We start from the raw sequence: 22,332 nt of genomic DNA, 5'->3' as shown, positions 1-22,332 counted from the left end.
GCTTTATCACTTATATCCTTCACCAATCCTCGCTACAATAACGTCATCCAATTAAGTGTGTTTTTCAGTCAAGATTCAGTACGAATAAACTAACCTACTGAGTATCTGCACAAGAAGTGATTTACGTAATCTTCTGCACAAACATAATACTTATTTAGCTAAAACAACGGAAAAAGGAAATTGTTTTAATGGCTCTAACAACTGTTATTCTTGCTGCGGGTAAAGGTACTCGTATGCGCTCTGCTCTACCTAAAGTTTTGCACAATGTTGCAGGTAAACCAATGGTACAGCACGTTATTGATAATGCGATGGCATTAGGTGCAACGACTACAAACTTAGTTTACGGACACGGCGGCGATCTATTACAACAACAACTTGCCGATAACGATGTAAATTGGGTACTTCAAGCAGAACAACTCGGTACTGGCCACGCAGTAGCGCAAGCCAACTCTCATATTAACGATGAAGACACAGTATTGATTTTATACGGCGATGTACCGCTAACAAAACAATCAACTCTAGAGCGTTTATTAGCTGCAACACCTAAAAATGGTTTAGCGGTATTAACGGTAAATTTGGTAAACCCAAATGGCTATGGTCGCATGCTTCGTGTTGGTGGTAAGTTAGTCGGTATTGTTGAGCAAAAAGATGCAAGCTCAGAGCAGTTACTTATTAACGAAGTAAATACAGGCATTATGGCTGTTAACGGTAAGCTATTAAAAACATGGTTAGGTAACTTATCTAACAATAATGCACAAGGCGAGTACTACTTAACAGATATCGTTGCAATGGCTCACAGTGAAGGCGTAGAGATCACTTCTGCGCAACCAGATCATGCAATGGAAGTTGAAGGCGCAAATAACCGTGTACAACTTGCAGGCTTAGAGCGCGCTTACCAAGCATGGCAAGCAGAAGAGTTAATGTTAAATGGCGCAACACTTGCCGACCCTGCCCGTATAGATGTGCGTGGCAATGTTAAAACAGGCGAAGACGTATTAGTTGATATAAACGTTATCTTTGAAGGTAATGTGACCCTTGGTAACAATATACAAATTGGCCCTAACTGTGTACTTAAAAACTGTACCATAGGCGATAACGTGGTAATAAAGGCGAATACCTTAATTGAAGATGCAAGCGTAGCTGCTAAATGTACGCTGGGCCCTTATGCTCGCCTTCGCCCTGGCGCTGTTATGGAAGAAGACTCACACATTGGTAACTTTGTTGAGATGAAAAAAACCCGTTTAGGCAAAGGCTCAAAAGCCAACCACTTAAGTTATTTAGGTGATGCTGAAATTGGAGAAAAAGTGAATATTGGCGCTGGTACTATTACCTGCAACTACGATGGTGTTAATAAATCAAAAACTATTATTGGCGATAATGCTTTTATTGGCTCTAATTCATCACTTGTTGCCCCAGTAAATATAGGTGCAACTGCAACAATTGGTGCAGGCTCTGTGATCACCAGTACCGTTGAAGATGACCAATTAGCAATAGCACGCTCTAAACAGCGTAATTTAACGGGTTGGAAACGCCCAGTTAAAAAATAACAATTAGAGGCTACTTAGGTAGCCTTTTTTATTTTAGTTGAAGTTTAAATTGCTCTTTATAGCGTCTAGATAGGTTTAGTACTTTACCTGTAGTTAATTTTATTTCACTGTCGCCACTGGATAGTGGTGTAATAGACTCCACTTTATCGAGTTTTACGCCATGGCTGCGGTGAATTCTACAAAACCCCTGCACTTCAAGTTGTTTACTTAATGCTGTAAGCGTTGCCCTTAACGGATATATACGTGAGCCTATATGTAGGTTTACATAATTACCCGACGATTCAAGCCAATCAACATCCTCTATTTTTATAATGAATTCTTTTCCGAGCTTTTTAACTAATAGGCGGTTTATGGTCGATGTTGTTTGCTGCTCACTTTCTTCAATTGAAGAAGCTTCACCTAGTAACTGCTGCACCACATATTGATATACTTTGATAAGTACGATGAAAAACACAAAGCTTATAGCGTCTTTCTGGTATTCATAAATAAGCTCAAACCAGCTAAGTCCAAAGTTGTAAGACCCATCATTCAACAAATATATGAATTTACGAACCCCTACCATAATACCAACGTGTAACACGCTAAATATAATAGAAGCAGCAAAGTACATACCTAATGAGGCCGTAATATTTTGCCAATTAAAAGATAAGTGTCTTAAAAACCAAATTAAAATAGGGAATATAAGCAAAGTACTCAAGGCACTTGAATACTCCCAAACAAATGGCTCCCACATTAAAAAAGTTAAAGCCCCTTCTCTTTGGGCTTCCATTATTTGGGTTGTAGCGTTTACTGTATTATTAATTAATACGTAAGCACACAGTAATACTGATGCGTAAATGCTTTGACAACGTTGAAAGTGCTGTAGGTTCATAAATGTATGCTTATTGCTGACGTGGCACGCTTATCCCTGTATACCACCTTTTATCACTATTGCTTGTAATATAAGCACTTGTAGATAGTTTTAGCGAGATCTTTAGGTATGAATAACGCATAAAATTCATAAAGTAATAAAAGCATGAGCACTCAAGTACAACAACTTTCATTAGTTAATTCGCGTAAATATTATCTTGATTGGCTTAGGGTAATCGCATTTGCGTCGCTAATTTTTTATCACATTGGCATGTTGTATAGCGAAAACTGGGGATTTCATTTTAAAAGTAATTACACATCACAGTATGTTGAATATTTAATGTTGGTGTTTTCACCTTGGCGTATGTTGCTCATTTGGTTTATATCGGGTGTAGCACTGCGTTTTATGATTGATAAAATAAGTGGCTTTAAGTCTTGGTTACATTTCACTTTATACCGCTCTATTTTTTTACTATTACCCTTGCTGGTGGGTTTATGGTTAATAGTGCCTTTACAGCTGTTTGCAGAAATGTCGCAGCACGATGTTATTGATATTAGTTATTGGCAATTCTATTTAGCTTTTATAGAGACTAACAATACGCTTTTTGATAATTATCAGTCTGGAGTGTGGCCGAATGTGGATGTAAATCACTTGTGGTATTTGCGCTCGTTGTGGCAATTTATGCTGATCATTATTGTTTTAACTCTTTTTACACGCTTGCCCTTTATTGCGCCTTTAAAAACATTTGTTAAGGGGGGTGTGTCATTTGGGTTTTTAATTACCTTGCTCACTATTGCCACACTATTTACAAGCCATTACTTAACTGGCGATTCAATTAGAGAGACTAACGGCTTAATACTGCTACTCGCAGGATACATACTTGCTAAAAACACTTACTTTTGGAACTGCTTAAATAAAAAATTAGTATTACTAGCTTTGAGTTTTGCGGTTTTGTTTGTACTTATAATATTAAGTTATCAGAAGGTGTTTAATCTTCCTCATTTTATTTTAAGCGCTAGCTACAATATTCAACGTGTTGTAGGTGTATTTTTTGTACTTGCGCTCGCTCACCGATTTTTAAATTTTAATACTTACTATTTAAAACAGCTCAATGTATGGGTGTTTCCCTTTTATTTATTGCATCAAAGCATTTTGATTATTTTGTGTTTTTTACTACAGCCTTTAAGTTTAGGGCCTGTTGCTGAACCATTCATCATTATTACAGGGACTTGGTCTTTTTGCGGCGTTATTACATGGGGTATTACACGTATTGATGTACTTAGACCTTTGCTAGGGGTTGCAATTAAACGAGATTATTCCCCGACTGTAAAAATGCTTGGTTATACGGCCGCTTTAATTTTAATTACTCCGCTAGCGTATAAGCTAATTACTTAGGCTAAGAGGCTGTATTAAAACTGCCATAATCTTGTCATGCCTGTGTGTTGATATTTAGCAAATACAATACTAAGGAAAATCACATGTTTAAAAAATCAATTATTGCGCTGTCACTTATATCTGTTCTTACTGGTTGCTCACTTGATGGTGACGATGGCCAAAACGGCTCTCAAGGATTACAGGGAGAACAAGGCGCAAATGGCATTAATGGGATAAATGGTGTAAATGCTAATTCAGTATTAAATATCAGCCTCGTAGGAAGAGGAGTATTAAATGCACAAAGTCCAGAAGGTGCCGCTGAAATAGTTGCTTACCAAGCATCTAAAAAATGGATTTACGCTATTAACAGTTCAGGCGATGACTCTGTTATTAATATTTTACCCGCCGACACCTTTGATACTGCCGCACTTGTTAAAGATAACGAAGGGGTTATCAGCGCCACAAATTTAACGTCCGTTATTACGTTGTCTTTAAACGAGCATACCCAAGGCGATGCAAACAGCATTGCTATTGATGAAAATAATAATTTACTAGCGGTCGCAATGGCTGCTAAAAGCACGGGTGATGCAGGTCAAATTGCTTTTTACGATATAAGCGGCGACTCACCTGTATTTATTAAAAATGTTACAGTCGGATTTTTACCAGACATGGTGACGTTCACCCATGATGGCGCAAAGGCAGTGGTTGCTAACGAAGGTGAACCAAGTGGCGACTACAGCGTAGATCCTGAAGGTTCTATTAGTATTATCGATATAACAAATAATGTAATAGCCGATACAGCACTAAATATTTATTTTAAAGCCTATAACAACAAACAAACCGAACTAGAAGCGCAAGGGGTCGTTTTTGCAAACCCCAATGGTCGTACTATTAACGGTAATCTGATAAATACCACAGTAGCTATGGATTTAGAGCCCGAGTACGTTAGCATTTCTAAAGATAACAAATACGCTTATGTATCTATTCAAGAAAACAATGCACTTGCAATAGTTAACCTACAAGACAACAGCCTTGAGCTAAAGGGCTTAGGCTTTAAAGATTGGTCAAGCTTACAACTTGATGCCTCAGATAAAGATGGCGGCGTTAATTTTAAATCATACCCAGGGCTCTATGGTATGTACCAGCCCGATACTATCTCAAGCTTTAGTTGGAAAGGCGCTAACTTTATAGTCACTGCCAACGAAGGTGACGCAAGAGAATACTTTTTTGATACAACGGATGAAGCAGACTGTATAGCAAAGGGCGGACTTGATTACGATAAAGACGACGGCTGCTTAGCATATATAGATGAGAGCCGCGTTGAAGACTTAACGCTTGCAGCTAATTTTGATTACTTAAATAACGACGATAACGATATTGGTCGCTTAAAAGTAACAACAATAAAAGGCGATACTAATAACGATGGTCAATACGAATCGCTTTATGCTTATGGTGCACGTTCGTTTACCATTTGGGACAGCAATGGGCTGGTGGTGTTTGATTCAGGCGATGATATAGGTCGTATTACTGCATCGGTTCATGGTGAAGCATTTAACAACAATGAAGATGAAAACAAAGGTGACTCACGCTCAGATGATAAAGGCGCAGAGCCAGAAGCGCTGACTATTGGTAAAATTGACGATCGTACATTTGCTTTTATAGGGCTTGAGCGTATGGGTGGGATTATGGTTTATGATATTACCAATCCATATAATGTGCAGTTTGAAGACTACTTCTATAATAGAGGCTTAATTAAAGACGCTAATATTACAGGCGATTTAGCGCCTGAAGGAATGGTATTCGTTCCAGCTGAGCAAAGTGCCACAGGAAACCCACTCTTAATCGTTGGAAATGAAATATCAGGCTCTATTGCCGTATGGGAAATAGCATCTAAATAAACCTTTAATTTAAAATAAAGCTGTGTGTTGTTTGTTTAACATACAGCTTAGTTTAAACCTTACTAATACCTCATCAATAGATACTTATATTGTGCGTGTTTTTTAAACTAAAAGTATCCTGTAGCCCTTTATTTGTATAGCTTTCATACTAAATTCATTTAATTGTCAAAAAGCTGAAATAAAACATTGACCCCCGCTCGAATCTCCCTATAATGCGACCCCACTGAGACGGGAAACGCCGAAGCATAGCGAGGCACGAACTACTCAGAGAGTTAAATAAAACTTCGGTTTTAAATTGTCGAAAGAAAGTTTAAAACAAAGTGTTGACTCGAAAAATAAAGGGTGTATTATTCGCATCCCTTGAGGCGCTAAAGCGACTCAAAACGTTCTTTAACAATATAAAGCAATCATCTGTGTGGGCACTCGTACAGATTGAGTTCTAACAGCCAAACTACTTAGGTAGCGAGGCAAACAAATTAGAGTCTCAATTGAAAACTGAGTGACCAACAGAATAGTTATTTCGGTAATTATTCGGCACAGTCAATTCAATATCGAAAGATATTAAAAAATTCAGAATTCATTGAGCTGTCGAAAGACATAAAACTTTTTAATTGAAGAGTTTGATCATGGCTCAGATTGAACGCTGGCGGCAGGCCTAACACATGCAAGTCGAGCGGTAACAGAAAGTAGCTTGCTACTTTGCTGACGAGCGGCGGACGGGTGAGTAATGCTTGGGAACATGCCTTGAGGTGGGGGACAACAGTTGGAAACGACTGCTAATACCGCATAATGTCTACGGACCAAAGGGGGCTTCGGCTCTCGCCTTTAGATTGGCCCAAGTGGGATTAGCTAGTTGGTGAGGTAATGGCTCACCAAGGCGACGATCCCTAGCTGGTTTGAGAGGATGATCAGCCACACTGGGACTGAGACACGGCCCAGACTCCTACGGGAGGCAGCAGTGGGGAATATTGCACAATGGGCGCAAGCCTGATGCAGCCATGCCGCGTGTGTGAAGAAGGCCTTCGGGTTGTAAAGCACTTTCAGTCAGGAGGAAAGGTTAGTAGTTAATACCTGCTAGCTGTGACGTTACTGACAGAAGAAGCACCGGCTAACTCCGTGCCAGCAGCCGCGGTAATACGGAGGGTGCGAGCGTTAATCGGAATTACTGGGCGTAAAGCGTACGCAGGCGGTTTGTTAAGCGAGATGTGAAAGCCCCGGGCTCAACCTGGGAACTGCATTTCGAACTGGCAAACTAGAGTGTGATAGAGGGTGGTAGAATTTCAGGTGTAGCGGTGAAATGCGTAGAGATCTGAAGGAATACCGATGGCGAAGGCAGCCACCTGGGTCAACACTGACGCTCATGTACGAAAGCGTGGGGAGCAAACGGGATTAGATACCCCGGTAGTCCACGCCGTAAACGATGTCTACTAGAAGCTCGGAGCCTCGGTTCTGTTTTTCAAAGCTAACGCATTAAGTAGACCGCCTGGGGAGTACGGCCGCAAGGTTAAAACTCAAATGAATTGACGGGGGCCCGCACAAGCGGTGGAGCATGTGGTTTAATTCGATGCAACGCGAAGAACCTTACCTACACTTGACATACAGAGAACTTACCAGAGATGGTTTGGTGCCTTCGGGAACTCTGATACAGGTGCTGCATGGCTGTCGTCAGCTCGTGTTGTGAGATGTTGGGTTAAGTCCCGCAACGAGCGCAACCCCTATCCTTAGTTGCTAGCAGGTAATGCTGAGAACTCTAAGGAGACTGCCGGTGATAAACCGGAGGAAGGTGGGGACGACGTCAAGTCATCATGGCCCTTACGTGTAGGGCTACACACGTGCTACAATGGCGCATACAGAGTGCTGCGAACTCGCGAGAGTAAGCGAATCACTTAAAGTGCGTCGTAGTCCGGATTGGAGTCTGCAACTCGACTCCATGAAGTCGGAATCGCTAGTAATCGCGTATCAGAATGACGCGGTGAATACGTTCCCGGGCCTTGTACACACCGCCCGTCACACCATGGGAGTGGGTTGCTCCAGAAGTAGATAGTCTAACCCTCGGGAGGACGTTTACCACGGAGTGATTCATGACTGGGGTGAAGTCGTAACAAGGTAGCCCTAGGGGAACCTGGGGCTGGATCACCTCCTTATACGATTTAGAACTTATTTGTTCGTAGTGTCCACACAGATGATTGTTAATTAGTGCTTGTTCTTCGGAATAACTAATTAATATGCTCTTTAAAAATTTGGAAAAGCTGATAATAAAATTCTGATAGATACATTGTATTTATCAAGAGTTTTCAAAAGTAAAAAAAGAATGGTAGCAGTACCATTCAGTGCCATTTAATTAACTCTTATGAGTTGATTGATTGGTATCTACTTTAGTATTCAATATTAACTTCTGGCGAAGTTAAACTGTCACAAAACAAAGACCCGTTTGGGTTGTATGGTTAAGTGACTAAGCGTACACGGTGGATGCCTTGGCAGTTGGAGGCGATGAAGGACGTATTAACTTGCGATAAGCCTAGTCAAGCTAGTAAAAAGCGCTTGAGACTAGGATTTCCGAATGGGGAAACCCACCTGCTTGCAGGTATCGTTAACTGAATACATAGGTTAACGAGGCGAACGCGGAGAACTGAAACATCTAAGTACCCGTAGGAAAAGAAATCAACCGAGATTCCGAAAGTAGCGGCGAGCGAAATCGGAACAGCCCTTAAGCTTATTATGTGTTAATGGAAGGCTCTGGAAAGTGCCACGATACAGGGTGATAGTCCCGTACATGAAAAGACATTTTAAGTGAAATCGAGTAGGTCGGAGCACGTGAAACTTTGACTGAATATAGGTGGACCATCATCTAAGGCTAAATACTCCCAACTGACCGATAGTGAACCAGTACCGTGAGGGAAAGGCGAAAAGAACCCCTGTGAGGGGAGTGAAATAGAACCTGAAACCGTGTACGTACAAGCAGTAGGAGCCCACTTGTTGGGTGACTGCGTACCTTTTGTATAATGGGTCAGCGACTTATATTTTGTAGCGAGGTTAACCGAATAGGGTAGCCGTAGGGAAACCGAGTCTTAACTGGGCGACTAGTTGCAAGGTATAGACCCGAAACCCGGTGATCTAGCCATGGGCAGGTTGAAGGTTGAGTAACATCAACTGGAGGACCGAACCCACTAACGTTGAAAAGTTAGGGGATGACCTGTGGCTAGGAGTGAAAGGCTAATCAAACCGGGAGATAGCTGGTTCTCCCCGAAATCTATTTAGGTAGAGCCTCGGACGAATACTTACGGGGGTAGAGCACTGTTAAGGCTAGGGGGTCATCCCGACTTACCAACCCTTTGCAAACTCCGAATACCGTAAAGTAATATCCGGGAGACACACGGCGGGTGCTAACGTCCGTCGTGAAGAGGGAAACAACCCAGACCGCCAGCTAAGGTCCCAAAGTCATAGTTAAGTGGGAAACGATGTGGAAAGGCCCAGACAGCCAGGAGGTTGGCTTAGAAGCAGCCATCCTTTAAAGAAAGCGTAATAGCTCACTGGTCGAGTCGGTCTGCGCGGAAGATGTAACGGGGCTAAACTATGCACCGAAGCTGCGGATTCATCTTAGGATGAGTGGTAGGGGAGCGTTCTGTAAGCGGTTGAAGGTGTACCGGGAGGTATGCTGGACGTATCAGAAGTGCGAATGCTGACATGAGTAACGATAATGGGAGTGAAAAACTCCCACGCCGGAAGACCAAGGGTTCCTATCCCATGTTAATCAGGGTAGGGTAAGTCGACCCCTAAGGCGAGGCCGAAAGGCGTAGTCGATGGGAAACAGATTAATATTTCTGTACTCGATATAATTGCGATGGGGGGACGGAGCAGGCTAAACAAGCATGGCGTTGGTAGTCCATGTGAAAGTGAGTAGGTTGGCGACTTAGGTAAATCCGGGTTGCTATTAAGACTGAGACACGAGACGAGTCACTACGGTGATGAAGTTGTTGATGCCATACTTCCAGGAAAAGCCTCTAAGCTTCAGATTATATGGAATCGTACCCCAAACCGACACAGGTGGTCAGGTAGAGAATACTAAGGCGCTTGAGAGAACTCGGGTGAAGGAACTAGGCAAAATCGTACCGTAACTTCGGGAGAAGGTACGCTCCTATCTGTGATGAGACTTGCTCTCTAAGCGGACGGGAGCCGCAGTGACCAGGTGGCTGGGACTGTTTATTAAAAACACAGCACTGTGCAAAATCGCAAGATGACGTATACGGTGTGACACCTGCCCGGTGCCGGAAGGTTAATTGATGGGGTTATCCTTAGGGAGAAGCTCTTGATCGAAGCCCCGGTAAACGGCGGCCGTAACTATAACGGTCCTAAGGTAGCGAAATTCCTTGTCGGGTAAGTTCCGACCTGCACGAATGGTGTAACCATGGCCACGCTGTCTCCACCCGAGACTCAGTGAAATTGAAATCGCAGTGAAGATGCTGTGTACCCGCGGCTAGACGGAAAGACCCCGTGAACCTTTACTACAGCTTGGCACTGAACATTGAACCTACATGTGTAGGATAGGTGGGAGACTTTGAAGCAGCGACGCTAGTTGTTGTGGAGTCAACCTTGAAATACCACCCTTGTAGTTTTGATGTTCTAACGTTGGCCCCTGAATCGGGGTTACGGACAGTGCCTGGTGGGTAGTTTGACTGGGGCGGTCTCCTCCTAAAGAGTAACGGAGGAGCACGAAGGTTGGCTAAGTACGGTCGGACATCGTACGGTTAGTGTAATGGTAGAAGCCAGCTTAACTGCGAGACAGACACGTCGAGCAGGTACGAAAGTAGGTCATAGTGATCCGGTGGTTCTGAATGGAAGGGCCATCGCTCAACGGATAAAAGGTACTCCGGGGATAACAGGCTGATACCGCCCAAGAGTTCATATCGACGGCGGTGTTTGGCACCTCGATGTCGGCTCATCACATCCTGGGGCTGAAGTCGGTCCCAAGGGTATGGCTGTTCGCCATTTAAAGTGGTACGCGAGCTGGGTTTAGAACGTCGTGAGACAGTTCGGTCCCTATCTGCCGTGGGCGTTTGAGAATTGAGAGGGGTTGCTCCTAGTACGAGAGGACCGGAGTGAACGAACCGCTGGTGTTCGGGTTGTCATGCCAATGGCATTGCCCGGTAGCTACGTTCGGAACTGATAAGCGCTGAAAGCATCTAAGCGCGAAGCAGGCCTCGAGATGAGTTCTCACTAGACTTTTAAAGTCTCTGAAGGGCCGTTGAAGACTACAACGTTGATAGGCAAGATGTGGAAGTGGTGTGAGCCATTAAGCTAACTTGTACTAATTACCCGTGAGGCTTAACCATACAACGCCAAACGCGTTTTATGCGACAGTTTAGACAGAAGTTAATATGACTAAAGTAGACATTACTTAGAAAGACTTAAAAAATATTATCAGATATTTTCCAAATTCAGTTAGTGCGTAGAAATACGAATTAACGCCCAAATTTGCTTGGTGACAATAGCGTTTTGGACCCACCTGACTCCATGCCGAACTCAGTAGTGAAACGAAACAGCGCCGATGATAGTGTAGCATTTGCTATGTGAAAGTAGGACATTACCAGGCTTCAAATTGTAGAGAGCCCGACTAGAAATAGTCGGGCTTTTTTACGTCTGCAGAAAAGTGAAATACGCGCAATTAATACACACTCATATCGCGACACAAAGAGAGTGTAGCATTTGCTATGTGGCTCTCCACCGCTGTGGGCACTACGACACTACCAGACTTCAAATTGTAGAGAGTCTGACTAGAAATAGTCGGGCTTTTTACGTCTGCAGAAAAGTAAGATACACACTCATTTAAACTCACCACGTAGGTCGGTCGAGCGTAGTGACTCCCGACGCTAACATCACATCGGTAATAACTATAGTGTTCTTATTTCACGAGCTGGATTACCCGCTACTACGGTATTAGCCATTACATTTTTAGTTACTACAGATCCTGCACCCACAATACTATTTTCGCCTATATTAACTCCAGCAAGAATAATAGCGCCTGCGCCAATCCATACGTTATTGCCTAACGCGATAGGTGCTGCAAAGTTTTCCTTATTAAGCCTTTCTGCTGGATTAGTAGCATGTGACACAGCTAAAAGCTGAACGTTCGGGCCTATTAAGCAGTCATCACCAATGGTGATTGAGTAATTGGCTAATGGCGAATCGAGAAGTGTGCAATTAACATTTATAAAAGTACGATCACCAATAACTATATGATTGCCGTAATCGCAATGAAAACCTGATTCTATAATTACCTCTTCACCGCATTGTGCGAACAGCTCTTTAATACGCTTTAAATTACCTTTGCTCGGGCTTTTATTGAATAATCGGCATATCTCGCCTGTTTGTTTTCTTTGCATTAAATATGGCTTAGTCACGCTATTAAATAATTTCATTGAGTTTGTTATTCATTTATATACATACATTATTAAGTATTATCTCATGCTTATATATTTTACTGAAAAGTTGTTATTACCTTTTTGTATGGGCTAAAAAGGTTTTAAACAAATTTTGACTTTTATTATATTCCTTTTTAAAAAAGCTTTAATAATGTAAAATTCATGTTACAAGGAGTAAGTAATGAAATTAAATAAACTAACTAAATTATTCTGTTTAACAATTATTTTAGCCGGTTGTGGGGGAGGGGGTAATGATGCCAGCCAACCTGCTAATAATGATTCTGGTTCTTCTGGAAAAACTAAATTTGTTAAGCCTGATTATCAAAATACGCCTACCTATGACGGTGAATTATCTTTATTCGAAATAACAGCAAGTAATGTAACTCAACTAACAACTCAGTACTCATATCTAATAGATAGCCTAAATTCCATAGTATTTGGAGAGGATTATCAAAATCTATTTCTCCACGACCCAGTGCTAGATAACCAATCTGATAATTTCGGTTGTGTTACTGGCTCTGCTGACATGAAAGAGGAAGAGGCTAATCAGCACTATATAATTACTTATAACAATTGCTCTGCTGCTGGGTGGGTTTTTAATGGGCAATCTGATATTTATATCGAAAACTCTAACGCTGAATTTGTTTTAGAATATGGGGTAGTACCTAGTTTAACAATTAGTAACGAAGTGCTTGGGGTTACCTATTTAACAGAAGGTTTTGCTATTGCTAATAGTCAGGGAGTAAATAGTGACAGTAGCGCTACTGTGAATATTCAATTTAAAGGTGCTGATGAAAATTCGCTTGATATTTTATTCTCTAATGTAAGGCTTGATGCTGTTTTAGATGCAACCAATGTTGGGTATGGTGTTGGTTTTAATGGTGAAGTTTATTTTAGTGATTTAGGAAAACTAACAATAAAAACTGATGAGTTTTATCCAACCAATGATATATCTCTGCCTTCAATAATAGGAGCAAAGTACACCCTAATATCACAAAATACTGCTAGTGTAGATCTCAAAGCTAATGGTATTTCGACCATACATCTATCTAATGAATTTTTGCCTCTAGAGTTTTATTTAACTGACTTAGATAATGTTTATAACAATACTGCCAACTCTATTCCTATAGCAAGTATTTCAGGCTCGAACAAAGCTCTACGACACTCTATTCTTACTCTTGATGCAACGCAGTCCAAGGACCCTGATTTTGAACCATTAGGTTATGAGTGGAAATTAATAACTTTTCCGCAGAATGCTAGTTGGCAACTTGGCACCGGTAGCAAAATTGACTTTATTGGAGACCTACCTGGCCTTTATCGTATTTCGTTAACAGTTGTAGACCCAAGTGGTGCAGAAAATACTGTGGAGCATGAGTTTAAATTAGAAAAACTGCCAGCAATTGTTTCTGACATTACTGCATATGATGAAATAGAATTAGGTGAACACTATACAGCCATTATTAACTTATCTAATGATGAGTTCGATGGTCCTTTTGAATACAAAATTGCTTATGGGCCAAGTAATATCTCGATTTCAGAACAGGGAGAGATTAATTGGTTAAGCAACGCGCCTGACTTTGGTAGTAATTTAAACGTAAATTTTGCTGTTGATATCTCAAACTCTGACAATCAAATAAGAATTAAGCACCAAATCAACCTTCAATCACTCGGTGGCGTAGATAATCGCTCAGTTGGTTATGTGAACAACTCAACATCCAGTGTAGCTTCAATTAAGCTTTCGAACCAAAAAAGGGGTGTATTACGCGGTAATGATAATTATATCTTAAGTCTCAGTGAGACAGGGTTGCTAGAATACAATAAATGGATACCTCCCTTACCTTCAAATGTTGAGCATGTAGGTGCATTTCTTAATCAGTCAGGGACGCAACTAAATTGGCTAAGTATTACTTACAACCAAGAGGCAGCTAAACATCAAATATTTTTAACTAATGAGGGTTCAAGTAGTTTGCTGATAGATGATGTTTCGGCTGAGAATTATAACTCTATGGTATTTGATTATAACGGCGATGGTATTGAAGATATTCTTCTTTCGGCGGGGCATTCGTATGATAGCTATCTTATTAATGGAAATGATCTTTCTATCACTACGCTTATTGTTGCGCCGGACCTTTCACTTAATTATTCAAATAGCTTGATTCAAGTTTGTGATTTGAATAACGACGGCTTTAAAGAGTTAATTGATAGGGAAAGTATATTTGATGTCAAACAGAACAAATACCTGATAGGACCCTACTCTGAATATAAATTTAAGGCATTTACCAGTGGTGATAATTGTCGTGTAACTAGATATAAGGCCTCCGAACATTATAGTGAACTAATATGGTGGGAAGATGGTGAACTGCAGGTGGGTAGTGAAAAGTTTGAGACTAATTTCAATGATGGTATTTCGATTAGCCTTGAAGTAGATAGTCCTTATAGTCATGTTTATTTTTCTAATTCAAAAGAGCTTTATTACTTTGATCAGCAGTGGCAATTGTTCTCTGTATCTATTGCTGAAAACCCCATTGGGAGAGTAATAGGAGCTGTTGATTTTGATAATGATGGAATACAGTCATTATTAGTAAGCAAAACAGATAGTTTAGAAGGAAGTTATTTATACGAAGAATATACGATGCAAAGCTTTAGCTATGAGAATGGGCTATGGCAGCTTGAGTATTCATCAGTGGCTCAAGGTCAACTTCCTAATCTTCATATTGTTGGTGCTGTTGATGATACGGTTAGCATTTCAGATTTTGGCCGTTCGGCTAAGGTAACGCACAATAATGCACCTGTTACTTTCACTGGAGAGATGCTGTTAACGCAAGATAATGAAAATCAAATTGAGTATTCATTAACTCAAATTAACAACGAGACATTTATTGTTAAACGCAATACAGGTTCAACCAGTGTAATTTGGCAAACTAGCGTTGCAGAAGTGACTTTTTCTAATTCGTATGATTTTGCTTTTACAGAGTCCGAAACACACTTGAGCTTTAAAAGTGATATTAGATATTACACAATCGCTAAACAAACAGGAGAAGTCGTATCAAGAGCCTACTTTCCTTACTTGCCGTCTGAGGAGTTGTCAAAAATAATAATAGGTTATTACGATTTAGGTATAGCTTTTTACGAAAATCCAAGCTTATCACCCATTTCAATTGACAGTAGCAATTGGCCTGTACCTTTAGATTTCTTACAAGAAACAACAAGTCATGTAGCGCATGTACACGCTACTCAGCTAGATTCAGATCCTCAACTAGAGCTAATAATTGATTATCGTACTTTTGGAAGTTTCGATGAAGAAGGTGGTTTAATAGTATTAGATACGAAAACGAAAGCATTAGAAATTTTGGACGAACAACAAATTAAGGGCTTTACAATTTACCACAAAGAGAAAATCCTCGATGAAACTATAGGTGGCGTTTATGGCCGAAACTATCTGGCGCATTACTCTATAGAAAAAACAATTAGCCTAGTGGATAAGTTATCAAATCAAGTTATTTGGGAGAGTCCACAAATCTCGAATAATTACCACGATGTATTAATTCAAAAAGATGAGCGTGATTCTTGGAGTTTATATATTTTAGGTAGTGAGTTTTTAATATATCCTTATTTGAACTAAAAAATAATAGCGTGCTCAGTAATCTAGTTTCTAGCTCACTGGGCAAGTTAGAATGTTTCACCACATCTACATGCTGTTAAATTAAAAAGCGCACATTGCGCTTTTTTTACTCATTCACTTGCCATTTAGGTTGTTTCGTTTAAAATCGCATAACTTTCGAAATGAAACTTAATTCACGAGCTTTATGACTAAACGAAACACACAGCAGCGTCGTCACAATATACTGGTTCAAGTTAATGAATTAGGTGAAGTAGCCGTTGAAAAGTTAGCACAGCAGTTTCAAACATCTGAAGTAACCATTCGAAAAGATTTAACCTCGCTTGAAAAAAGTGGCTTATTACTTCGCCGCTACGGTGGTGCTATTGCACTACCTAAAGAAATTGTTAGCGATGAAGTAGATTCAAAGCGCAAAGTCGCAATAGCTAAGGCTGCAGCAAAACTTATAAAAGATCATAACCGCATTATTATTGATAGCGGGCGTACTACTGCTGCGATGATCCCCGAGCTTGCTGATAAGCGTGGGCTAGTTGTAATGACAAACGCAATTAAAGTAGCGAGTCGTTTATTAGCACTTGAGAACGAGCCAACACTTTTGATGACCGGTGGGACGTGGGATCCGCATTCTGAGTCGTTTCAGGGGCAAGTTGCCGAAAATGTATTATGCTCTTACGACTTCGATCAGCTCTTTATTGGTGCGGATGGTATAGATGTAAAACGTGGCACAACAACCTTTAATGAGTTAGTTGGTTTGAGCCAAGTAATGGCAAAAGCGGCTCGTGAAGTAATTGTAATGGTTGAATCAGATAAGATTGGCCGAAAAATACCAAATTTAGAATTACCGTGGAAAATAGTAACCACATTAATAACCGATGATGGCTTGGCAGACGAAAAGCGCAAAGCAATTGAGGCGTGTGGTGTAAAACTAATTTGCGCAGAGATTATTGAATAGTAACTACAAAGTGAGTTACTAGAATTAAAAAATTAATGGAGACACTATGTGTGGAATAGTTGGGGCAGTTGCAGAACGTCCAGTAAACAAAATTTTAGTTGAAGGCCTTAAACGTCTTGAATACCGTGGTTATGACTCAGCAGGCGTAGCATTGCTTGATGGCAACACACTTAATACTGTTAAAGCAGTAGGTAAAGTAGTAAACGTAGAAGCTGCACTTAAGAAAGCAGGCGTTAGCGGTCATACAGGTATTGCACACACTCGCTGGGCAACACATGGTAGCGTTACAGAAGAAAACGCACACCCGCATGTATCAAACAACCAGCTAGCACTCGTGCACAACGGTATTATTGAAAACCACGCAAGCTTACGCGCATCGCTTAAAGAAGAAGGTTACGAGTTTCTATCTGAAACCGATACCGAAGTAATGGTGCACTTAATTCATAAGCTTCGTAAGCAGCACACTAGTTTACTTGCAGCAGTAAAGGCAGCTGTTAAGCAATTTGAAGGTGCGTTTGGTACAGTTGTATTTGATAAAGCAAACGACAACGAAATCATTGTAGCGCGCTCAGGTAGCCCTCTTGTTATTGGTTTAGGCCTTGGCGAAAACTTTATAGCTTCTGATCAGTTAGCACTATTACCTGTTACTCGTAGCTTCATCTTTTTAGAAGAAGGCGATGTAGCGCGTATTACACGTGATACAGTAGAAATTTTTGACGAAAACGGCGACGCAGTTGAGCGTGAAGTGATTGAGTCAAACATTACGCAAGATGCATCAGGCAAAGGCGATTACCGCCACTACATGCTAAAAGAAATCTACGAGCAGCCACTTGCAGTACGTAATACCCTTGAAGGGCGTTTAAACGACGACCGCGTAGCAATTGATGCGTTTGGCGAAAGCGCTCAGCAAATATTTAAAGACGTAAAACACGTGCAAATTATTGCCTGTGGCACGTCTTACCATTCAGGTATGGTTGCACGTTATTGGCTTGAGCAATTTGCAGGCGTTAGCTGTAATGTAGAAATAGCTTCTGAATTTAGATACCGTCAGTCGTTTGTTCATGAAAATAGCTTACTTGTTACTATTTCTCAATCAGGTGAAACTGCCGATACGCTAGCTGCATTACGCCTAGCTAAAGAGCAAGGTTACATGGCCTCAATGACCATTTGTAACGTACCTGGTTCATCGCTTGTACGCGAATCAGACCTTGCCTTTATGACCAAAGCTGGTGCTGAAATAGGCGTGGCTTCTACTAAAGCATTTACAACGCAATTAGTTGGTTTGTTAATGCTTACTGCGTCTATAGCTCAAGAAAAACAGCTTGACCAAAGTGCTATTGTAAATGCTATAAAAGTACTACCTGCTAAGCTTGAAGAAACATTACTGCTTGCAGATGGCATTGCAGACCTTGCAGAAGAATTTGCCGACAAGCATCACTCACTGTTTTTAGGTCGTGGCTCACAATATCCAATCGCAATGGAAGGTGCGCTTAAGCTTAAAGAAATTTCGTACATTCACGCAGAAGCCTACGCAGCGGGCGAGCTAAAACATGGCCCACTCGCACTTATTGATGCTGACATGCCAATTATTGTTGTAGCACCAAACAATGAGTTATTAGAAAAGCTTAAATCAAACGTAGAAGAAGTACGCGCACGTGGCGGCATTATTTACGTATTCGCAGATAAAGATTCACACTTTGAGTCAGACGATACAATGCGTGTTATCAACGTAAACCACACTGACGACATTATTGCGCCAATTGTTTACACACTGCCATTACAGTTACTGTCGTACTACGTAGCGGTAATTAAAGGTACCGACGTTGACCAACCTCGTAACTTAGCTAAATCTGTTACGGTTGAGTAAAATCAATAGGTTGGTAATTACCTGTTAAAGATAAAAAGGCGCTCAATGCGCCTTTTTTTGTACCTCAAAGCCTGTTAGATTAAATAACACACTATTTTCTAAAGGATTAGCTATGCGTTTATTCACTGCTATTTTTATATGTAGCTTATTTATAGTTTCTAATAACACACTTGCAGAGCCTGATTTAAAACAGCAAACCATTAGCTATACGCAACAAACGCATACTATCAATTCAGTAATTTTAAATGAGCTACGTACCGTTGTAGTTCAACTTCCAAAGAGTTACCAAGCTAATCCAAACAAAGTTTATCCAGTTATTTATCGCCTAGATGGCGCGGGTAACATACCGCTTATAAGTGCTGTAATGGATCGACTGCAAAATAATAATCGTGCGCCTGAGGTTATTATTGTCGCTATTGAAAACACCAATCGCTTAAGAGATTTATACCCCACAGTTAATAAAGAGCCACAAGGCCCGGTAGGTGAAGGCGGTGGTGCAGCAAAGTTTTTAGCATTTATTGAGCAAGAGCTTATGCCCTTAATTAATAAAAACTATCGTACGCATAACTTTAATGTGATTGCTGGGGGCTCAGCAGCAGGCGTGTTTGCACTTTATACTATGCAAGCTAACCCTGAGCTTTTCCAAGCGCATATTGCTTACAGCCCTGCCGTTTGGTGGAACTATGGCGCATCGGTAAAAAGTACAAAATCGTTTATAGCTAAAACGAAAGACCTGAATAACTACGTTTATATCAATATTGGCGAAGAAGCCGGGATAATGCGCGAAAGGTACGATGAATTGCAGCAATCACTGCAATCGTATAAAGTGCGAGAGCTACGCTTCTTTAGTGATGCGTTTGACGGTGTCTCGCATAACCTGACTTCCGTTGCTGGTGCATTTAATGCCTATCACAACTTATTTTTGCCTAAACAAATGCCCATAAGTGATTTAACTGACGATGTAGCCTCTATTGATGCTTATTATCAAAACTTATCTCAACAATGGGGCGAGCAGATTGCGCCACCGGATCGCGCTGTTAGATCGCTCGGTTATAACTTAACGGGCAGCAAGCAATTTACCCGTGCTATTGAGGTGTTTAAGTACAATATAAAAAACTACCCAAAATCAGTCGATGCGCTTTCAGCCTTATCTTATGGTTATGAAATGCAGGGTGATACTCGTCAAGCGCTTGAAAATATGGAATCTGCTCTAGCAATTGCAGATGACTCATACCCTTATATAAATTACTTAAAAGAAACAAAAGCTAGACTACAAATAGCTTTAGGCAAAGACGAAACATAACCACTTTTTAATCCAACTCGATTGTTATATATTTAAAGAGAAAAGGGAGTAACAGCTTTTCTCTTTTTCTAAAACCACATTAAAATCACTAACCCCTACTTAACGGGTAATAAATACGCTAAAATTGCAGGCTATTTTAGTAATGAGCCCGCAAATTTTATGACCTCAGCCGCAAATCCTAGTAATTTCAACGAACTTGGCCTAATTCCAGAGCTAATTGCTCGATTGTCTGATCTTGAATACACACAACCTACACCTATTCAGGCACAAGCAATTCCGAGTATTTTGACGGGAAGTGACTTAATTGCGGGGGCAAATACTGGCTCAGGTAAAACAGCGACGTTTGCTTTACCTATGCTACAAACCCTATTTTTAGAGCAGGGCGCTAAAAATACTGCCAGCAAAGGTAATTTTGTAACGGGGCTTATTTTAGTACCTACCCGTGAGCTTGCTACGCAGGTGGCCGATAGCGTTAAATCGTATTCTGCTAACTTTAATGGCGCAATTAAAACGGTGGCCGTGTTTGGTGGTGTGTCGGTTAATACACAAATGCAGGCACTGCGCGGCGGCGCCGATATTATTGTTGCAACGCCAGGTCGTTTGCTTGATTTAATCTCAAGCAATGCTATTAAGCTCGATAAAGTGACGACCTTAGTGCTTGATGAAGCCGACCGCATGTTAAGCCTTGGCTTTACCGAAGAGCTTGCACAGCTGTTAGCATTAATGCCTGCTAAAAAACAAACCATGTTGTTTTCAGCAACTTTCCCTGAGCAAGTTAAGCTATTAACGCAAGAGCTTTTAAACGACCCAGTTGAAATACAAGTACAAAACAAAGATGAAAGCACCTTAGTACAGCGTGTTTTTACCGTAAACAAAGGTGAAAAAACCACAGTTTTAGCACATTTAATTAAAACGCATAAATGGCGCCAAGTGCTGATTTTTGTGAACGCTAAAAAAGACTGTGAGCACTTGGCTAGTAAACTTGAAAAGCGCGGTGTTAATGCACAAGTTTTCCATGGTGATAAAGGCCAAAGTGAGCGTACTCGTGTAATAGAAAAATTTAAAGCCGGCGAAATAGAAATACTTATTGCAACCGACATTGCAGCGCGTGGTTTAGATATTGAAAAGCTGCCAGTGGTAATAAACTTTAACCTACCACGCAGCCCTTCTGATTATATGCACCGTATTGGCCGAAGCGGCCGTGCTGGTGAAGTTGGCTTAGCGCTTTCATTGGTTGATTATGAAGATTTGCATCACTTTAAAATAATCGAGAAGAAAAACAAGCTACGTTTAGAGCGTGAAGAAGTAACCGGTTTTGCTGTAAACCAAGCTAATCTTGATGCTGCTGATGCGCTTAAAAATGAAAAGCCAATGGCAAAACCAGAAGGTACAGGCAAGAAAAAGAAAAAAAATAAAGCCGATGATGTAGATGATGTATGGAGTGGTTGGCGAAACCGTTCTAAGTAAAGTTTTATAATCACTTTATACTAGGCAGCTACCTCTGTGAGGCGCTGCCTTTTTTGCTGTCTAGGCGCATATAAGTGTAGCTATAGTTTATAAAGGGAAATTAAGTGAAGTTACCAACCAAGCTGTTATTACTGCTTTGTGTATTAACTTGTTTTAAATTAAGTGCAAATACCCCATACGAAATCCCAAGAAGTAGCGTTATTCAACTAAGCGAACCTTCCAGTAAGCGTGTTTACTCTGTCTACATTCAATTGCCTAAGTCATATAAAAATAAGCCGAATAAAACATATCCAGTTATTTACTTAACCGATGCGCCGTACACGTTTCCTATAGTGGCAGGGGCAACACGATTTCCTATGAATACCGGAAAAATGCAGCAAGCAATTATTGTCGCCATTGGTTATGAAAAAGGGTCTATTGGATCAGCTAGTCGAATTAGAGACTACACACCTACCTTTGCAAAAGATTGGAAAAAACAAACAGGTAATGCGCAAGGACACATTAAGTTTATTAAAAATACTGTGTTTCCTTATATTGAGCAAAACTACCGTGCCAGTCATACACAAAAAACCTACATAGGTAACTCGCTTGGCGGCTTATTTGGTGCCACTATTTTATTTACAGAACCGAATTTATTTAGCCATTATATTATTGGTAGCCCGTCTATTTGGTTTAATAATAATGCATTGTTAAAGTTTAAGGCACACAGGCCAAAAACAGCTACTAAGGTTTATATTTCGGTGGGTGAAAAGGAAACACCAGCTTTTGGTGAAGGGCAAAATATGGTTGAGGGTGCCAAGCAATTGGTGCAAAAAATTAATGTACTTAACAGTGACAATATACAATTAAAAAGTGTTGTTATTGAAGGGGCTAGCCATGCAACAGCATTTCCTACTACAGCAATACAAGGACTTGATTGGGTGTATAGCACTGTAAGTGAGTAATACAGTAAAATTACTGACGTTAGAAAAATTGTTATTTAAAACCCATCATTAGCTTGGCTAATGATGGGTTTATTTTTTAATATGTAATTAAA

General features: G+C 40.7%; 11 protein-coding genes and 3 rRNA genes. 12 read left to right on the top strand and 2 right to left on the bottom strand.

The genetic code is table 11. The annotated features are described in order from the left end of the window. The first annotated feature begins 188 nt into the window (after nt 1-188). A complete protein-coding gene (gene glmU, locus JG479_RS16460) occupies nt 189-1,547 on the top strand; it encodes a bifunctional UDP-N-acetylglucosamine diphosphorylase/glucosamine-1-phosphate N-acetyltransferase GlmU (protein WP_200219686.1) in 1,359 nt (452 codons plus the stop codon). A 28-nt stretch (nt 1,548-1,575) separates the two neighbouring features. On the opposite strand, the gene JG479_RS16455 is transcribed toward glmU, so the two are convergent. After that, a complete protein-coding gene (locus tag JG479_RS16455; protein WP_200219685.1) occupies nt 1,576-2,418 on the bottom strand; it encodes a LytR/AlgR family response regulator transcription factor in 843 nt (280 codons plus the stop codon). Nucleotides 2,419-2,562: 144 nt separating this feature from the next. On the opposite strand from JG479_RS16455, the gene JG479_RS16450 reads away from it, so the two are divergent. The 5 genes from JG479_RS16450 to rrf all read left to right on the top strand — a co-directional run bounded on the left by JG479_RS16450 (nt 2,563) and on the right by rrf (nt 11,259). Next, entirely contained in the window at nt 2,563-3,792 is a 1,230-nt protein-coding gene (locus JG479_RS16450; RefSeq protein ID WP_200219684.1) for an acyltransferase family protein, read from the top strand. 83 nt (nt 3,793-3,875) lie between these two features. Then, on the top strand, nt 3,876-5,669 hold the full coding sequence (locus tag JG479_RS16445) for a choice-of-anchor I family protein (protein ID WP_200219683.1): 1,794 nt from the start codon (nt 3,876-3,878) through the stop codon (nt 5,667-5,669). 608 nt (nt 5,670-6,277) lie between these two features. Then, nucleotides 6,278-7,813, top strand: a 16S ribosomal RNA gene (locus tag JG479_RS16440). A 298-nt stretch (nt 7,814-8,111) separates the two neighbouring features. Continuing rightward, nucleotides 8,112-10,999, top strand: a 23S ribosomal RNA gene (locus tag JG479_RS16435). 145 nt (nt 11,000-11,144) lie between these two features. Next, nucleotides 11,145-11,259: ribosomal RNA gene (gene rrf, locus JG479_RS16430) — 5S ribosomal RNA — on the top strand. The 16S, 23S and 5S rRNA genes sit together here, the layout of an rRNA operon. A 298-nt stretch (nt 11,260-11,557) precedes the next feature. Here rrf and JG479_RS16425 read toward each other — a convergent pair. Beyond that, nucleotides 11,558-12,085 (bottom strand): sugar O-acetyltransferase, encoded by a 528-nt coding sequence (locus JG479_RS16425; RefSeq protein ID WP_149603403.1) that lies wholly within the window; start codon nt 12,083-12,085, stop codon nt 11,558-11,560. Nucleotides 12,086-12,269: 184 nt separating this feature from the next. Here JG479_RS16425 and JG479_RS16420 point away from each other — a divergent pair, with 184 nt between their 5' ends. The 6 genes from JG479_RS16420 (at nt 12,270) to JG479_RS16395 (ending at nt 22,240) form a co-directional block, all read left to right on the top strand. Beyond that, nucleotides 12,270-15,710, top strand: coding sequence for a VCBS repeat-containing protein (locus tag JG479_RS16420; protein WP_200219682.1), 3,441 nt, complete (start codon nt 12,270-12,272; stop codon nt 15,708-15,710). A 184-nt stretch (nt 15,711-15,894) separates the two neighbouring features. Further along, nucleotides 15,895-16,659: a DeoR/GlpR family DNA-binding transcription regulator gene (locus JG479_RS16415; protein WP_149603401.1), complete on the top strand. Its 765-nt coding sequence runs from the start codon at nt 15,895-15,897 to the stop codon at nt 16,657-16,659. A gap of 46 nt (nt 16,660-16,705) precedes the next feature. Then, nucleotides 16,706-18,526: a glutamine--fructose-6-phosphate transaminase (isomerizing) gene (gene glmS / locus JG479_RS16410; RefSeq protein ID WP_200219681.1), complete on the top strand. Its 1,821-nt coding sequence runs from the start codon at nt 16,706-16,708 to the stop codon at nt 18,524-18,526. A 112-nt stretch (nt 18,527-18,638) separates the two neighbouring features. Beyond that, the gene (locus JG479_RS16405; protein ID WP_200219680.1) at nt 18,639-19,829 is read left to right on the top strand and encodes an alpha/beta hydrolase-fold protein; all 1,191 of its coding nucleotides are present in this window, start codon (nt 18,639-18,641) and stop codon (nt 19,827-19,829) included. A 159-nt stretch (nt 19,830-19,988) separates the two neighbouring features. Continuing rightward, the gene (locus JG479_RS16400; RefSeq protein ID WP_200219679.1) at nt 19,989-21,296 is read left to right on the top strand and encodes a DEAD/DEAH box helicase; all 1,308 of its coding nucleotides are present in this window, start codon (nt 19,989-19,991) and stop codon (nt 21,294-21,296) included. Between the two features lie 104 nt (nt 21,297-21,400). Next, entirely contained in the window at nt 21,401-22,240 is an 840-nt protein-coding gene (locus JG479_RS16395; protein ID WP_200219678.1) for an alpha/beta hydrolase, read from the top strand. Nucleotides 22,241-22,332 lie beyond the last annotated feature (92 nt).

Source organism: Pseudoalteromonas sp. LC2018020214 (genome assembly GCF_016598755.1).
Classification (GTDB): Bacteria; Pseudomonadota; Gammaproteobacteria; order Enterobacterales; family Alteromonadaceae; genus Pseudoalteromonas; species Pseudoalteromonas distincta.
This window is presented reverse-complemented; position numbering and strand designations above follow the sequence as displayed.